Consider the following 15582-nt stretch of genomic DNA (forward strand, 5'->3'; position numbering starts at 1 on the left):
ATCTCCTTGGCGTCTTCGACGTACCGATGCAGCGATGGAACACGGGCGCCGTGGATACCCGGCGTCCACCCCGAGCGTACGCCCGCAACGCTTCGGGAAAGTGTCCGCGACGCCGGTGGTTGCCTTACGTTGCCGTAATCGATGCCGTGAGGACGCACCCAACTGGTGACTCAGAGTGACCGCCTAGTCTGAGTGCTGATGACTATCACCATTCCCCAGGTCTTCGCGGCGGCGGTCCGGCACGACCCGGCCGCACCCCTGCTCACCTGGTATGACGACGCCACCGGTGACCGCGCCGAGCTCTCCGGCGCGACCCTCGACAACTGGGTGTCCAAGACCGCGAACCTGCTCGTCGACGGCGTGGGGCTGGGGCACGGCGACGCCGTCGCGCTGCTGCTGCCGCCGCACTGGCAGACCGCCGCGATCCTGCTCGGCGTGTCGGCCGCCGGGCTCGCCGCCGACCTGGCCGATCTGGGCGGTGACTCGCAGCCGGTGGAGGCGCTGTTCACCACCCCGGACAGGGTGGAGCAGGCGGCCGCCTGGGCCACCACCGACCGGTACGCGACCGGGCTGCTCCCGCTGGCCATGCCGCTGCGCGAGGTCCCGGCGGGGTACGCGGACTTCGTGACCGAGGTGCGCAACCACGGCGACCACTTCCGGGGCGAGCCGGTCGCGCCGGCCGACCGGGCGTTCGCCGGGCCGATCGAGCTCAGCCACGCCGACGCGCTGGCCGCCGCGGAGGACCGGGCCAACCAGCTCGGCTTCGGCGCCGGTGACCGGGTGCTGATCGACGTCACGATCCACCCCGACCCGGTCGACTGGCTGCTCGCGCCGCTGGTCGTGGGTGCCTCCGCGGTGCTCTGCGCCAACCTCGACGAGACCAAACTCGACGCCCGGGCCAACGCCGAAAAAGTCAGTCTCGTCCTGGCGGTGTGAGCCGCGTCCTCGCCAGCTCGGCGAAGGCGTTCAGTGACTCCGGGTTGGCCAGCGCCCCCTTGGCGGCGGCGGACTCGATCGGGGTGCCGGTGAGGATCCGCTTGACCGGCACCTCGAGCTTTTTCGCCGACAACGTGCGCGGCACCGCCCGTACCGCGTGAATCGCGTCGGGAACGTGCCTCGGGGAGAGAGCGCCGCGCAGCTCCCGGGCGATCCGCGCGCGCAGCGCGTCGTCGACCTCGGCACCCTCGGCCGGGACGATGAAGAGCAGCAGCTCGCCGTTCGGGTCGTCGGCCTTGTCGAGGTGCACGACCAGGCAGTCGGCGACCTCGGGCAGACTCTCGACGACGGAGTAGAACTCGGAGGTGCCCAGCCGCACGCCGCCCCGGTTCAGCGTGGCGTCGGAGCGGCCGGTGATCACGCAACTGCCGTCCTCGGCGATGGTGATCCAGTCGCCGTGCCGCCAGACGCCGGGGAAGACGTCGAAGTACGCCTCGCGGTAGCGCGAGCCGTCGGCGTCGTTCCAGAAACCGACCGGCATGCTCGGCATCGGCGCCGTGATCACCAGCTCGCCGAGTTCACCGACGACCGGCTTGCCCTGCGGGTCGTAGGCCTCGACCCGCGCGCCGAGACTCCGGCCGGAGATCACGCCGGCGCGGACCGGGAGCAGCGGCGAGCCGCCGACGAAGCCGGTGCAGACGTCGGTGCCGCCGGAGAGCGAGAGTAGTTGCAGGTCGCGGCCGACCGATTCGTACACCCAGGCGAAGCCCTCCGGGGGCAGCGGGGCGCCGGTCGAGCCGACGCCCTTGAGCCGCTTGCCCGGGGTCAGCCCGGCTTTGCGACAGGCCATCAGGAACGGCGCTGACGTGCCGAAATATGTGATCCCGGCCTCGTCGACCAGGTCCCACAGGGTGTTCAGCGAGGGCCAGCCCGGGTTGCCGTCGAACAGGACGATGGCCGAACCGACGGCCGGGCCGCTGACCAGGTAGTTCCACATCATCCAGCCGGTGGTGGTGAACCAGAAGAACCGGTCGGACGGGCCCAGGTCGTGATGCAGCGCGAGGATCTTCAGGTGCTCCAGCAGGATGCCGCCGTGTCCGTGAACGATCGGCTTGGGCAGGCCGGTGGTGCCGGAGCTGTAGAGCACGTAGAGCGGGTGGTCGAACGGCACGGGCTCGAAACTCAGTTCGTCCTCGCCGGTCAGATCGGAAAAGTTCCCTTTTTCCTGTAGATATCCGATAGTGACGACGTGCTCGACGGAGGGCAGCGCCGCCACGATGGCCTCGACCTCGGCGGCCCTGCTGACCGACTTGTCGCCATATTTGTAGCCGTCGACCGCCACCAGGATCTTCGGCTCGATCTGACTCCACCGGTCGATCACGCTGCGCGAACCGAACTCCGGCGCACACGACGAGAAGATCGCGCCGAGGCTCGCGGCGGCCAGCATCAACACGTACGTCTCGGGGATGTTCGGCGCGTAGGCGGCGACCCGGTCCCCCTTGCCGACGCCGCGCGCCCGCAGCCCCGCCCGCACCCGCCGCACCTGCTCACGGAGCTCGCCCGGGGGCAGCGTGATCGCTTCGCGACTCTGCGAGTACGCCACGACGACCGGCTCGTCGTCATCGGCTCCGGGCATGCGCAGCACGTTCTCCGCGTAGTTCAGCGTCGCGCCGGGGAACCATTTCGCGCCGGGCATCGCGGCACTCGCCAGCACGGCGGCCGGCGGATCGTGGGCGACGACGTCGAAGTAGTCCCAGATCGACCCCCAGAACCCGGACAGGTCGGTGACCGACCACTCCCACAGCGCCGCGTAGTCCGCGAAGATCAGGCCTCGCTCGCGCTCCAGCCAGGCCAGGTAGTCACCGATCCGCGAGGTCTGCCGGACGTCGGCCGGAGGCTCCCAGAGCACTGTCATACGCCCACCTTAACGTTCACTCAGCCCGCGCCTTCTGAATGGCGGCGCGGCGAGCCAGCCGATGGTCACGGCGGATCAATGCTTCCTTGAAACGACGGTGGTCGTCCACGTCCGACGGCAACACAGGCGGCACCGGACGCGGTGAGCCGGCCACATCGACCGCGACGAAGACCAGGTACGCGGTGCCGACCCGGATCACCGGACCGACCGCGTCCCAGCGCTCGGCGACCAGCTTCACGCCGACCTCCATCGAGCTGGTTCCGGTCCAGTTGACCTGTGCATACGCGTGAACGAGGTCCCCGACCCGGACCGGCTCCAGGAACAGGATCTCGTCGATCGCGGCGGTGACCGCGGTGCCCCCGCTGTGCCGCGCGGCGGCCGCCCCGGCCACGTCGTCGACGAACTTCATCAGTACGCCACCGTGCACCGTGCCGTAGAGGTTGACATCCACCGCGGTCATGATCTTGCTGAGCGTGACGCGGCCGTGTGCGGTGGGTCGCCCCTGCAGTTCTTCCATATCCGCACCTTAGGTCAGGCCCTGCGGCGCGCTTGGCGAGCGCTTGGCGGAGCGAGGTAGCCTCCCGGACCATGCGCCACCTCCGGTCGATCTTGTACGCCCTCGTGCTCGCCCCCGCCGTCTGGGTCCTCGCCGGCGTCGGCTTCACCCATGACCTCACCAGTCGCGGGCGGGACTTCTTCACCGCCGAGTCGCTGAGCGGCCTGCTCCTGCTGATCTTCTCCGGGATCCTGTACGCGATCATGGCGTTCTCGCCGATCTCGCCGCTCGGCCCGACGGTCGCCGGAGCGGTGTTCCTCGGGGTGACGTACTGGGCGTGGAGTGACCCGTCGTCGTACGCCGGGATCTGGTCACCGGACGTGGTGAAGGACGGCTTCGACCTGAGCCGCCCGGGCTACGGCCTGGCCGCGCTGCTCGCCGTGCCGCTGCTGTGCACCGCGCTGAGCGCCCGGCGCTGGGCGCGCTACGAGCCGCCGGTACTGCCGATCATCGGTGAGATCGGGCGGTTCCGCGGGTCGGCCAAGGTGGCGCCCGGGGCCAACGTCGCCGCGGTGGAGACGACCATGTTCCGGACCGCGCAGGCGGAGAGGACGCAGCTCCTGCGCACGACCCCGGCCGCGGATGCCACGGTGGCCCTCCCCACCGCGACCCCGGCGGCGACGCCGGCTCCGGCCGGCCCGAAGGTCACCGCCGCCGGTGACGACACCACCACCGTCTTCACCACCACGCCGGCCCCGGAAGCGCCTAAAACTAATAAATCCAGCATTACCGCTAATTCAACTATTGCCGCCGAGCCCGGAAAGACATCGGCCGACGACGACAAGACCACGGTCATCCCGGCCCAGCCGACGGCGAAGGACAAGAACGACGAGGCGACCACCGTCCTCACCGCCACGACGAAAGACGCCCCGGAGAAGAACGACGACGCCACCGAGCCGCTGAAACTCCCGGCGCCCTGATTCAGACCGCGATCGCCGGCAGGGGCGGCAGACTTCCCGCCGCCCGGCCGGCGAATCCGTGCCACGCCTCGGCCATCGACCGCACCACCGAGGTCAGCACCCCGGGCTCGGCGACGAACGGGATCCGCAGCCGGTCCGCGCTCCCGCCGGACGGGTCCAGCGAGCCCCCGGCCAGTACCGCGACCCCGTGACGCAGCGCCACCTGCGCGTAGGAGGCGGCGTCCCCGTGCGGCAGCCGCACCCACAGCGTCTGCCCGCCGTCAGCCCGCTCGAACTCCCACTCCGGCAGCTGTTCCCGCAGCTCGGCGCAGAGATGGTCGTGTCGCGCGGCGAGCAGCCGGGCCCGCTCCCCGACCAGCGTGTCCAGGTCGCCGAGCAATTCCACCGCGGCGAGCTGGTCGAGCACCCCGCTGCCCAGGTCGATCACCGCTTTGAGCCGGGCGAGCCGCCCGATCAGCGCCGGCTGCGCCCGCACCCAGCCGATCCGCAGGCCGCCCCAGACCAGCTTGCTCAGTGAACCCACGGTGATCAGCTCGTCGGCATCCGGGGCGAGGGCGGCCGTCGGCGCGGCGGGCGCGGTGAAGCTCAGGTCGGCCAGCACGTCGTCGACGACCAGCGGAACCTGCCGGCGCAGGGCGGCAGCGACGATCTCCTGTCGCTCGGCCGGCGTCATCGACTGCCCGGTCGGGTTGTGACAGAGCGCGATCAGATAGGCCAGAGCCGGACGGTGGGCGAGGCCATCGCCGTACGCGGAAATCCCGGTTTTGATCGGCAGCAGGGCCGCCGCCGATTCACGGAAGATCTCCAGCGCGCCGGGGTAGGTCGGCGCCTGCACGAGCACCTCGGCGCCCGGCGCGACCAGGGCCCGCGCCAGCAGTGCGAGCCCTTGTTGCCCGCCGGTGGTGACCAGGATCTGCGACGCTGTCGTGGGCACGCCGAGCGCGGAGTACCGCTCGGCCAGCGCAGCTCGCAGCCGCGGATGCCCGGCCGGGTGATAGCCCAGGTCAGGGCCGCCGAGCGAACCGAGCGCGGCGCGATAGGCCACGATCACCGCGGGCGGCGCCCCGGTCGGCCCCGCACACGCGAACTGCGCCACGTGGTCGGGCGGGTCGAGCAGGTTCAGGAAGACCGGATTGACCGTCGGCTCGGCGGTGTTCGGCGTCGGCGGCCCGGCCGGCGCGCCCGCGACCCACGTGCCGCTCCCCTGCCGCCGGACCAGGCGGCCCTCCTGGCGCAACAGGTCGTAGGCGGCGACCACGGTCGTCCGGCCGGCGGCCAGCCCGGCGGCGAGAGCCCGGTCGGTCGGCAGCGCCGTGCCGGGTGGCAGCTCGCCGTCGTCGATCAGGGCCCGGAGGCGACCGGCGAGCAGCAGGTAGAGCGGCCCGCGACCGGCCGACCAGCGACCGAGCCGGGCGGCGAGCTCGATTGGATTCATCAGCGAACCAATATAGCGGCATTGGCCCTGTACCCAGCCGGTCACGCCCGGCGAGCATCGAGGCATGCATCCCGACACCCGCATGGTCCACATCGAGGCGCCGGCACCGGCCACGAGCAGCCCGCTGGCGGTGCCGATCTACCAGACGTCGTCGTTCGCGTTCGACGACCCGGAGCTGATCGCCGACGGGTTGAACGGCCCGGACGGCGGCTACGCGTACTCCCGCTTCAGCAACCCGACCGTCCGCGCCCTGGAGAACGCGGTCGCCGACCTGGAGGGCGGGGCCGCCGCGATCGCCACCTCCTCCGGCATGGGCGCGATCAGCCTGCTCCTGCACAGCCTGCTCAGCGCCGGCGACCACGTGATCGCCCAGCGCGAGGTCTACGGCGGCACCCACGCACAACTGCGCGACCTGGAGAAACGCTTCGGAGTCGAGGTCACCCGGATCGACGGCCGCGACCCCGCGGAACTGCGGGCCGCCCTCACCCCGCGCACGAAACTGCTCTACCTGGAGACCGTCGCGAATCCGACCGGCCACCTCAGTGACCTGCCCGCGCTGGCTCCGATCGCGCGTGCGGCCGGCGTGCTGACCGCCGTCGACAACACGTTCGCGTCGCCGATCTTCTGCCGGCCGATCGAGCACGGCGCCGACATCGTGGTGCACTCGGCCACGAAGTTCCTGGGCGGGCACTCGGACGTCACCGGCGGGCTCGCCGTCTTCGCCGACCGGGCATGCTACGAACAGGTCTGGGAGCATGCGATCGAGTTCGGTTCGACCGCCGACCCGTTCGCCGCGTGGCTGATCATTCGCGGTCTGCACACGCTGGCGCTGCGCATGGAACGGCACGCCGCGAACGTCACCCGGGTCGCGACCTGGCTGGCCACGCATCCCGCGGTCGGCCGGGTGACCTGCCCGCAGCCGGGCGCCGCCGCGCACATCACCGGCTTCCCGGGCGCGTTCTGCTTCGACCTGACCGGCGGGTACGAGGCCGGGGCGCGGCTGATGAGCCGGCTGCGGGTGATCCGGGCCGCCGCGTCGCTGGGCAGCACGCAGTCGCTGATATTGCATCCGGCCAGCACCACACATCGGCAATTGACTCCGGAACAACTGAAAGAATCGCATTTGTCGCCTGGAACCATCCGAATCGCCATCGGCATCGAGCACCCGGACGACCTGGTGACAGACCTTGAGCAAGCGCTCGACTTTGTCGATCGTTAATACGTGTGACGAATTGAAAATAGGTGGTAACCAATAGGGACTTTCGCAATCGGTCCACGATGGATACTGTGATCATCGCTTTTGGACTACGGGGGGTAACCGAAAAGCGACTGCCTGGAGGCCCCCTGCCCCTCCTTGTGGAAGGACCACACCTTGACCGAAACCCCGTTGTGGCTGCAGGGCCGGGACGCCGTCATCGAGGCCGCCGATCCCTCCGAGTTCCGCCACGGCACCCCCGACTACCACCTGTCGCACGTCGTGATGCCCGGGCAGCGCACCACGGACCACGCGCCGGGTTCCCTCGAGGCCGTCGTCGAGTCGATCGTCCAGGTCTTCGAGATGGAGGTGTCGCACAAGAAGGATCCCGCCACCTGGGTCTCGATGGTGTCCGAGCACTTCCGCACCAACATCAACGGCGGCGGCTGGGCCTCCGCGCAGGACATCGCCGACCAGGGCAGCTACAACGTGCTGATCGGCGACAGCGCGTTCTACAAGCCGGAGTCGTTCGACGGCCAGCACGACGTCTTCCACGGCGCCTTCCCGAACGGTTTCTACTGGGAGGTCCTCGAGGTCCTCAGCCCGCCGCCGGTCGTCACGTTCAAGTGGCGCCACTGGGGCTCGTTCGACGGCGAATACCACGGCCACCAGCCGAACAACAAGACCATCGAGATGTTCGGCATGAGCGTCGCGAAGGTCAACGACGACCTGAAGCTCCTCGAGGTCGAGCACTACTACGACCCGAACGCGTTCCTCGGCAAACTCACCGGCGGCTGCCCCGTCGCCCACTGACACACCCGGATCAGCCGGCGTCACCCGAGTCAGGGTGGCGCCGGCTTCCCACATCCGACGATCACGATCTTCATGTCCCCTCTCCGCTGTGGTCGCCCTCCGCCGCTCCCGCGGGGACCCTTCCGGGCCCCGCAGGGCCGTGGCCGGCCCAGAACGCGAGGCCCGGAAGGGCGGCCTCCGTGGCGGGTCGAGGTCAGAGCAACAAACCCGTCCACGGCGCCCGCGTCGCATCCGCCCGTCGCGGGTTCGCGCCGGCCGCAGAGTCCCGCCAGTGACGGTCCGCGAAGGCGACGTGGGCAGCGCAGGCAGCGTGGACAGCGAAGGCGACGCAGGCGGCGTGGAGCGATCCGGGCTCCGACGCTGCCGAAGGCGAGCTTGTGGCGCGCCTTCGGCAGGCCGGCGGTTGACCGCCCCTACTCAGTCAGCCGTAGGTAGTCCAGATTGAACCCACCGGTTTCACAGTAAACCGCAACTGTCTGATCACCATCGGCCAGCGAGACCGGCAGTTCCACCGATTGGTAGGTGGACCATCCGCCGGTGTCCGGTGCCGAGACGGTGCCGAGCACGTTCCCGGCGGCGTCCCGGATCGAGATCGCGCCGGTCGCGACCGCCCCGGTGCCGTTGGCGACGCGCAGTTCGAGACGGTGCCGGCCGGCCGGGACGTCGAAGCGGTAGGACAGCCAGTTGCCGGGCGCGGTCCAGCCGATGTTCTTCCCGCCGCTGGCTGCGGCGTTGCTCTCGACGAAGTTCGCGCCGCCCTCGGACCAGCCGTGCTGCGCGGTGTACGCCTCGGCCTCGACGATCGCCCCGACCGGCGCGCCGTGCGGCTCCGTCGTCACGTGCACGGTCGTCTCGGCGTGTGCCTTCCCGTCGGTGACCGCGACCGTGACGTCCTGGGTACCGGGCACCACCGGGTTCAGCGTGAGCACCCCGGTGGTGGCGTCGACGCTTGCGCCGGCCGGCAGGTCGACCGCGTAGTACGACAGACGGTCGTGATCAGGATCGGTCGCGTGGAGCTGGACGCGAGTGGTGCCGTACTGGTCGGCGGTCATGTCCGGGACACCGGCCAGGCGCGGGGCGCGGTTGTGCCGCGGGTCCGGTTCGCGGGCGGTCCAGCGATAGGTGGCGTACGCCCCGGCCGGCACCGACGTCGCGAACGAGCGCCCGCCGACGATCACCCGGGTGCTGGTCGCCGTGGTGTTCGCGTTGCCGAGCACGACCACCCAGTCGTTCCCGTCACGGAACACCACGCTGCTCACGCCGTGGTCGGCCGCGCTCGACTCGACGCGCACGTGATCCGGCGTCAGGTACTTGGCGAATTGTCCGAGGGGGTAGAGCTCACGGCGTACGGAAAAGGTCCGGGTCTCGGTGTTGACCTTGACGAGCCGATCGGGCCACTTGCTGGTCCGCGCGACCTCGTCCCAGTCCACATTGTTGTTACGTTCGCCGGTCCAGTGCAGCGTGCCGCCGTCCTGGTCGGTGGTCTGCGCCCAGAGGACGTAACTGCCGGCGTCGAGCCGGAAGTAGGAGAGCACCGTGGCCGGCGAGAGATCGCTGGTCTCGGTCATGTGCACCGGCTTGCCGGTCTGCTGGTACGCGTCGCGCATCACCGTGGGATCGCCCCAGTACGGGTGGAACGCGATCGCGTCGGCGGCCGCCGCGGCCTTCGGGTCGTTCAGAATCCGGTGATAGTTCTTGGTCGTGGTGCTGTTCGGGTCGCGCCAGTCCCAGAAGTTGAAGTCGTGCACGTAGAGGTCGGTGCGCAGCCCGGCCTTGTGGAACTCCCGCTTGATCGCGACGGCGAGTTTCTGCTGCTGCTCGACGCTGATGTCCATCGCGGGGTAGACGACGTCCATGCCGGGCTCGTTGAGCAGCGTGATCGCGTCGACCCGGATGCCCTGCCGGGCGTACGCCCGCAGGTATTTGACGTAGTAGCGCGCGAAGACGTCGATGCAGTCGTCGCGCAGCTTCCCGGCCTGGTAGTAATCGGTCGTGCTGCCCGGCTTGAGGGCCACCTCGCCGAGGAACTTGTTGTTGGTCTTCATCCAGGCCGGCGCGCTCCACGCCGACGCGAAGAACGTGGCCCGCGGGTTGTACCGCTGGATCAGCTTGATCGTGTCGACGATGTGCAGGTCCAGGTCGCGCTGGATGGAGAAGTGCTCGAGGTTCCAGTCCTCGCCGGCACTGTCGTCGTAGGACCAGAACGGCAGGTGCTCGATCAGGTCAGGGCTGCCGATGGTCAGCCGGAATCGGTCGAGGCCGGCGCCGGTGCGCGGGTCGGCGAGCAGGCGGATCGCCTTCTCCCGCTCGGCCGGGGTCAGTTTCCACAGGTTGGAGACGCTGGTCTCGTCGATCGAGAAGCCGATGCCTTCGTAGTTCTGTTCGGTCCGGCTCGGGTCGACCACGACGGTCGCCGTCGCCGACTTGCTCGATCTGTCGAGATAGGTCGCGGGAAGTTCCTGCCAGTGCGCGGCACCCGCCGAGTAGGCGCCGGTGACGATCGGCGATCGTGCCGGAAGATGCGCGGGCACGATCGCCACCACAGCCGCCACGGCCAGTTTCCACAGCATCAGTTGAGCACCCACTTCTGATTGGCGCCGGCGGTGCACGTCCAGATCTGCAGCCGCGTCGCATCCGCGGACGAATTGTCCTTTACATCAAGACATTTGCCGGAATACGAGTTAACGAGACGCTGGGTCGTGCTGTCATAGGTCCACTTCTGCGACGTGCCGGTGTGGCAGTCCCAGAGATGCGCGAGGGTGCCGTCGGCGTTGCTCGGCCCGACGATGTCCAGGCACTTACCGAGCGAGCTCAGCGTGCCGTCGGCGTTCCGGGTCCACTTCTGCGCGGCCGAACCGTTGCAGGTGTAGAGCTGGACCGCGGTCCCGTTGGCGGTGTTCGCCCCGGCCACGTCGACGCATTTCCCGCCCAGCCCGGTGATCGTGCCGGCCGGGCTCGACGCCGCGGTTCCCGACCAGGTGAAGGTCGCCGTCGTCCGCGCCGGCAGGGTGTAGGTGAACGACTGGCCACCCCAGTTCACCCGCACCGACTGACTGGACGTGCCACCGTTGTGCGCGATCAGCGCCTTCGAGCCGTCCGGGTTCCTCCAGGCCACGTTCCGGACCGCGTTGCCGTCGTTGGTGCCGATCCGGACCGCGCCAGGCTTCACGAACTTCGTCAGGTGACCCATCGTGTAGTACTCGATCGTGTAGTCGACCTGGCCGGCCCGCGAGCCGCCGTTCTGCACGGTGATGAAACCGGTGCAGGTGCCGCAGCCACCGTTGTGCGGGCCCAGGTTCTGGTCCACGCCCAGGCTCCACTTCACCACTGAACTGCCCCAGTTCCGGGTGTAGTCGATGATGTTGTTCAGGTCCTCGTTGTGCTGGTCGGTGATCCAGGTGCCGCCCGAGTGCTCGGTCTCGAACTGCTTCACCGTGGGATACGTGGCGTGCACGTCCGACCCGATCGTGGGGCTGCCCGCGTAACCGTGCCAGGCGATCCCGCCGAACGCGGAGTCACCGCGGATCCCGGCGTCGCCGAGAATCCCGGAACCGAAGCTCGCATAGTCGCCGTAGTTCCAGTCGTGCACCAGCACCTTGGTGTTCAGGCCGGCCGCGTGCAACGCCGGGTACAGGTTGTTCTTGGTCAGCTCGACCAGGCCGGACGGGTTCCAGCTCATCCCCGGGTAGTTCATCGCCGTCGGGTTGCCGGCCTGGCAGCAGTTCGGCTCGTTCTGCACCGACAGGTAGTCGACCGGGACGCCGGCCGCCTGGTAGCTCTGCACGTACTTGACCAGGTACTGCGCGTACATCGGGTAGTACTCGGCCTTCAACCGGCCCATCTGGTCCATCCGGCCGTTGTCCTTCATCCAGCCCGGCGCGCTCCACGGCACGCCCATCACCCGCAGCGCCGGGTTGAGCTGCTCGGCCTGCTGGGTGAGCAGCCGGACATCGGTGTCATAGCCGTTGCTGCCGAAGTCGTTCAGGTCGCAACAGGTGTCGTCCAGCGAGACATTGCCCGGCCGCGAAAGATCAGAGGCCCCGATCGGATTGCGTACGAACGAAAGCCCGATCCCGCCCGTGGGGCTGAACAGTTTCGTCATCACGGCGTCCCGGGTCGCCGCCGTGACCACCCCACCCCGCAGCAGGTAGGCGGTCGTGTCCGTGATGGACGCGCCACCACCCTCGAACGTCTGGTAGGTCGCGCCCTCGTTGACGTCGACGGTCGTGCCGGCGCTGCCGCCGGCCGGGCCGAACGCGACGCTCGCCTGCTGCTGCAGCCCGCGCGTGACGGTGCGGCCGGCGCTGTCCGACGTGGTGGTCAGGTAGACCTGGACGGTCTCGCCGGCGGCGATCGCGGCGGCCGGGGCGATCAGCACGCTCGCGGCCAGCAGGGAAGCGGCGAATATCGCGGGGGGTCTCATGACTGGCAACTCCCTCAGGGGAAGGGATGGCGTAACAGGAAGGAAACCTTCGCCAAATACGCCAGTCAATGAGTTGGCGGTTCCGGATGCTTCGTTTCGGTTCCGGAACCGTGAAACACGTCAATCCGGGGCGGGCCCGGTCGAGTCCCGCACCACGAGCTCCGTGCCCAGCTCGATGTGCAGCGCGTCCAGCCGGTGCCCGCCGAGCATCCGCAGCAGCAGGTGAACCGCCATCCGCCCCATCTCGCCGAGGGGCTGCCGGACCGTGGTCAGCCGGGGGTCGCACGCCGAGCCCAGATCGATGTCGTCGAAGCCGGCCACTGACAGGTCCCGAGGCACCTTGAGGCCCCGCTCAGAGGCCGCGCGCAAGGCCCCGACCGCCATTTTGTCGTTGAACGCGAGCAGCGCGGTCGGCCGATCCGGCAGGTCGAGCAGGTCGGCGGCGGCCCGATAGCCCAGCTCGGTGTTCGGCTCCGCGACGAACCGGGTGAGTTCCGGCCCGGCGAGCACACCGGCGTCGGCGAGCGGCGCGAGGTAGCCGTGGAAGCGGTTGTCACTGGCCAGCCAGTCGCGCGGGCCACCGATGATGCCGATCCGCCGGTGACCCAGTTCGATCAGGTGCGAGGTCAGCGCGCGGGCGCCGGCGAAGTGCGCGGCGGAGACCGCGGCCACGTCCCGGGGCGGGGAGATCCGCGGATCGACCAGCACGAACGGGAAGCCGCGGTCGCGCAGGCGGGTGAGGTCGGCGCCCGGTTCCGGCGGCAGGATCAGCACCGCGCCGGCCACGTCGCGCCGCTCCGGCAGGGTGGGCAGGACGCGGGTCTGCTGCGCGGCGGTGCCGGCGTTCAGGATCACGTGCAGGCCGTGCGGTTCGAGGGCCTCGGCGACCGCGGAGACGATCAACCCGAAGTAGTCGGTCAGCACGTACGGACAGCGGACGAAGACGCCGGCGCCCTGGACCCGCCCGCCGCGACGGCGCGGGGCCCGCTCGCCGAGGCTGCCCATGGCGCGCAGAACCCGGTCGCGGGTGGCCGGTGCGACGTTGGCCCGATCGTTGAGGACCCGGGAGACAGTGGCGATGGAGAGGCCGGTGTGTGCGGCGAGGTCGCGCACGGTCACTCTTGTTTCATCGCCCTGTTTCACGCAGCGAAGCATAGACCAGGGTCTTTGCGTACCCTACCGCAGGGCGATGCCGTAGCACCCAGGTACTACGGCCGAGTTCCCGCCACGGACTGACGTTCACGACCATCGCGCGCTCCTACCTTCACCGCACATCGCCAGAACGGCGTGCGAGGGGGACGTGATGAATCGCTTGTGGATCGTGGCCTTGGTGCTGCTGGTGGTGCCCGCGGCGTGGCTGCTCGGGCCCACCGAGGCGGTCGCCGATCAGCTGCCGGGCGTGCAGGCGTGGCGGGCCGACGCACGGCACCTGCCGGATCCGGCGACGGCCACGCCGGCCGCGGTCGCGGCGTTCTTCGCGGGGCTCGCGCCCGGTGCCGCCACCGCCCTGGCAACCGAGTATCCGCAGGTGGTGGGCAACCTGGACGGGGCTCCGGTGGCGCTTCGGTATGCGGCCAACGGCGCGACGACGTACGCGGGAAGGCAGATCCTGGCTCTTGACCGGCGTGGCGACGGGCGCATCGTGGAGGTGCTCGGTGACCTCGAAACGGCCGATCGGGTGGTGATCGTGATCCCGGGCGTGGACAACACGCTGACCGATTTCGACACGGGTCTGGGCGGAGTCGAGCGGCGCGCCCCGTCCTGGCAGGCGAGGCAGCTGTTCCAGCAGGCCGGCGCCGGTGACGGTGTCGCGGTGATCGCGTGGCTGGGCTACGACCCGCCCGAGGGGGTACGTCGTGCCGCCCTCCGCGAGGACCGGGCCGCCAGTGGCGCGCTGGCCCTGGAACGCTTCGTGGACGGCCTGGTCGCCACCCACCCCGGCCAGCGGATCACCGTGGTCGGGCACAGTTACGGCTCGATCGTCGCCGGGTGGGCCGCGGCGCACCTTCCGGCGCAGGTCACCGACATCGTGGCGATCGGCAGCCCGGGGATGGGCGTCTCGTCGGCCGCCGATCTGCACACCGGGGCCCGGGTCTGGGCCGGCAGCGCGCCCGACGACTGGACCCGCAGGCTGCCGTCGATCCGGGTGTTCGGTCTCGGTCACGGGCGGCTGCCGATCGACGCGGCGTTCGGGGCGCTGCCGCTGCCGGCCGCGGACGTGACCGGCCACGACGGTTACTTCCTCCCGGGCACGTCGACGCTGCGGGCCATCGCCCGGATCAGCGCCGGCCGGGATCAGGTCACCGCCACGGCCTAGCCGTCCTGCCCAGCCGTTCTCCCCGACCGGCTGTGACCAGCACAGAGTCGGGACATGACAACTCCGGAGGCGCTCGGCGGGAAGGCCTAGGCGCGGCGCTGGCGGGCCGCCTCGTAGAGGACGACGGTGCCGGCCGCGGCGGCGTTGAGGGAGCTGGCAGCGCCGGTCATCGGGATACGCAGGACGTGGTCGCACGCCTCCCGCCAGGCGCTGCTCAGGCCGCGCGTCTCGTTGCCGATCGCGATCACTTTCGGACCGGTCAGGTCGTGGTCGGCGAGGTCCACGTCGCCGGCCTCGTCGCTGCCGAGGATCTCCACCGGCAGACCGTTGCGGCGCAGCGCGATCACGTCGTCGACCACCTCCCGGTGGCTCGACACCTGGACGACCGGCACGGCGAAGAGCGAGCCGGTGCTGGCCCGGACGGCCTTCGGGTCGTACGGGTCGGCGGCGTGACCGGTGATGATCAGCCCGGAAGCGCCGAACGCGTCGGCCGATCGGATCAGCGCACCGATGTTGGCCGGGGTGCTCGGCCGGTCGAAGACGAGCGTCAGCATGCCCGGCCCGGCCTCGATCCGGGACAGGTCGTCGGCCGGCATGCCGACCACGGCGAGCAGCTCGGGGGATTCCTCGTCCTTGCCGCCGAGCTCGTGCATGAGGTCGGCGTCGACCGCGAACCGGGACACCCCCGGGGTCTGTTCGAGCACGTCCCGGCTCCACTGGGAGAGCCGGCGGGTGTCGTCGAGCAGGATCGCGTGGATCGGCCAGCCGTGGTCCAGGGCGAGCGTGATCGGGCGGACGCCCTGGACCAGGAACTCGCCGGCCCGGTGCCGCTTGGTGCGGTTGGTCAGCAGCGCCTGCCACTGCTGGAAGGTCGCGTTCCGGCTGCTGATCCGCAAGGTCCTGGACATTCCCACTATCCAAGCAGTCCCTGGACGGCCTGTCGGCGTCGGGTATCGTCCCGGCCGTGACGCGTTTCGTGGCGCTGCTCCTCAGCCGCCACGGCGGGGCCTGATCCGACCGGCTCCCCGCCGTGGGGGCTGTTCGTGCTTGCCGGTCGTTTCTCCTTCCGGCA

Annotated in this window: 12 protein-coding genes; 5 read left to right on the top strand and 7 right to left on the bottom strand. The window is 70.0% G+C overall.

All coding sequences use genetic code 11. The features are described from left to right. Window positions 1-198: 198 nt before the first annotated feature. Window positions 199-936, top strand: a complete 738-nt coding sequence (locus tag ACH442_RS12120) for a TIGR03089 family protein (protein ID WP_396337976.1) — start codon at window positions 199-201, stop codon at window positions 934-936. On the opposite strand, the gene ACH442_RS12125 is transcribed toward ACH442_RS12120, so the two are convergent. Both ACH442_RS12125 and ACH442_RS12130 read right to left on the bottom strand, forming a co-directional pair. Next, window positions 914-2851, bottom strand: a complete 1938-nt coding sequence (locus ACH442_RS12125; protein WP_396337977.1) for an acetoacetate--CoA ligase — start codon at window positions 2849-2851, stop codon at window positions 914-916. The genes ACH442_RS12120 and ACH442_RS12125 overlap by 23 nt on opposite strands. 16 nt (window positions 2852-2867) lie before the next feature. After that, entirely contained in the window at window positions 2868-3368 is a 501-nt protein-coding gene (locus tag ACH442_RS12130; RefSeq protein WP_396337978.1) for an acyl-CoA thioesterase, read from the bottom strand. A 71-nt stretch (window positions 3369-3439) separates the two neighbouring features. On the opposite strand from ACH442_RS12130, the gene ACH442_RS12135 reads away from it, so the two are divergent. Further along, on the top strand, window positions 3440-4327 hold the full coding sequence (locus ACH442_RS12135) for a hypothetical protein (RefSeq protein WP_396337979.1): 888 nt from the start codon (window positions 3440-3442) through the stop codon (window positions 4325-4327). Window position 4328: 1 nt separating this feature from the next. Here the strand turns inward: ACH442_RS12135 and ACH442_RS12140 are convergent, their stop codons facing one another. Beyond that, window positions 4329-5762, bottom strand: coding sequence for a PLP-dependent aminotransferase family protein (locus tag ACH442_RS12140; RefSeq protein WP_396337980.1), 1434 nt, complete (start codon window positions 5760-5762; stop codon window positions 4329-4331). Window positions 5763-5826: 64 nt separating this feature from the next. On the opposite strand from ACH442_RS12140, the gene ACH442_RS12145 reads away from it, so the two are divergent. Continuing rightward, window positions 5827-6981: a trans-sulfuration enzyme family protein gene (locus ACH442_RS12145; protein ID WP_396337981.1), complete on the top strand. Its 1155-nt coding sequence runs from the start codon at window positions 5827-5829 to the stop codon at window positions 6979-6981. Between the two features lie 153 nt (window positions 6982-7134). After that, window positions 7135-7770 carry a SnoaL-like polyketide cyclase gene (locus tag ACH442_RS12150; RefSeq protein ID WP_396337982.1) on the top strand — a complete coding sequence of 212 codons (636 nt, stop codon included), beginning with the start codon at window positions 7135-7137 and terminating at the stop codon, window positions 7768-7770. A gap of 413 nt (window positions 7771-8183) precedes the next feature. On the opposite strand, the gene ACH442_RS12155 is transcribed toward ACH442_RS12150, so the two are convergent. The 3 genes from ACH442_RS12155 to ACH442_RS12165 all read right to left on the bottom strand — a co-directional run bounded on the left by ACH442_RS12155 (window position 8184) and on the right by ACH442_RS12165 (window position 13336). After that, on the bottom strand, window positions 8184-10340 hold the full coding sequence (locus ACH442_RS12155; RefSeq protein WP_396337983.1) for a carbohydrate-binding protein: 2157 nt from the start codon (window positions 10338-10340) through the stop codon (window positions 8184-8186). Then, on the bottom strand, window positions 10340-12193 hold the full coding sequence (locus ACH442_RS12160; protein WP_396337984.1) for a ricin-type beta-trefoil lectin domain protein: 1854 nt from the start codon (window positions 12191-12193) through the stop codon (window positions 10340-10342). Before ACH442_RS12160 ends, ACH442_RS12155 begins: the two co-directional genes overlap by 1 nt. Before the next feature lie 120 nt (window positions 12194-12313). Beyond that, entirely contained in the window at window positions 12314-13336 is a 1023-nt protein-coding gene (locus ACH442_RS12165; RefSeq protein ID WP_396337985.1) for a LacI family DNA-binding transcriptional regulator, read from the bottom strand. 160 nt (window positions 13337-13496) lie between these two features. On the opposite strand from ACH442_RS12165, the gene ACH442_RS12170 reads away from it, so the two are divergent. Beyond that, the gene (locus tag ACH442_RS12170) at window positions 13497-14510 is read left to right on the top strand and encodes an alpha/beta fold hydrolase (protein WP_396337986.1); all 1014 of its coding nucleotides are present in this window, start codon (window positions 13497-13499) and stop codon (window positions 14508-14510) included. Between the two features lie 86 nt (window positions 14511-14596). Here the strand turns inward: ACH442_RS12170 and ACH442_RS12175 are convergent, their stop codons facing one another. Next, complete coding sequence (locus ACH442_RS12175; protein WP_396337987.1) at window positions 14597-15418, bottom strand: TrmH family RNA methyltransferase; 822 nt, start codon at window positions 15416-15418, stop codon at window positions 14597-14599. Window positions 15419-15582 lie beyond the last annotated feature (164 nt).

Origin of the sequence: Actinoplanes sp. NPDC020271 (genome assembly GCF_044388125.1) — a bacterium.
In the GTDB taxonomy this organism is placed as follows: domain Bacteria; phylum Actinomycetota; class Actinomycetes; order Mycobacteriales; family Micromonosporaceae; genus Actinoplanes.

Coding starts and splice junctions, on each gene's coding strand:
- ACH442_RS12120 (WP_396337976.1), top strand. CDS start 199: ATGACTATCACCATTCCCCAGGTCTTCGCGGCGGCGGTCCGGCACGAC.
- ACH442_RS12125 (WP_396337977.1), bottom strand. CDS start 2,851: ATGACAGTGCTCTGGGAGCCTCCGGCCGACGTCCGGCAGACCTCGCGG.
- ACH442_RS12130 (WP_396337978.1), bottom strand. CDS start 3,368: ATGGAAGAACTGCAGGGGCGACCCACCGCACACGGCCGCGTCACGCTC.
- ACH442_RS12135 (WP_396337979.1), top strand. CDS start 3,440: ATGCGCCACCTCCGGTCGATCTTGTACGCCCTCGTGCTCGCCCCCGCC.
- ACH442_RS12140 (WP_396337980.1), bottom strand. CDS start 5,762: ATGAATCCAATCGAGCTCGCCGCCCGGCTCGGTCGCTGGTCGGCCGGT.
- ACH442_RS12145 (WP_396337981.1), top strand. CDS start 5,827: ATGCATCCCGACACCCGCATGGTCCACATCGAGGCGCCGGCACCGGCC.
- ACH442_RS12155 (WP_396337983.1), bottom strand. CDS start 10,340: ATGCTGTGGAAACTGGCCGTGGCGGCTGTGGTGGCGATCGTGCCCGCG.
- ACH442_RS12160 (WP_396337984.1), bottom strand. CDS start 12,193: ATGAGACCCCCCGCGATATTCGCCGCTTCCCTGCTGGCCGCGAGCGTG.
- ACH442_RS12170 (WP_396337986.1), top strand. CDS start 13,497: ATGAATCGCTTGTGGATCGTGGCCTTGGTGCTGCTGGTGGTGCCCGCG.
- ACH442_RS12175 (WP_396337987.1), bottom strand. CDS start 15,418: ATGTCCAGGACCTTGCGGATCAGCAGCCGGAACGCGACCTTCCAGCAG.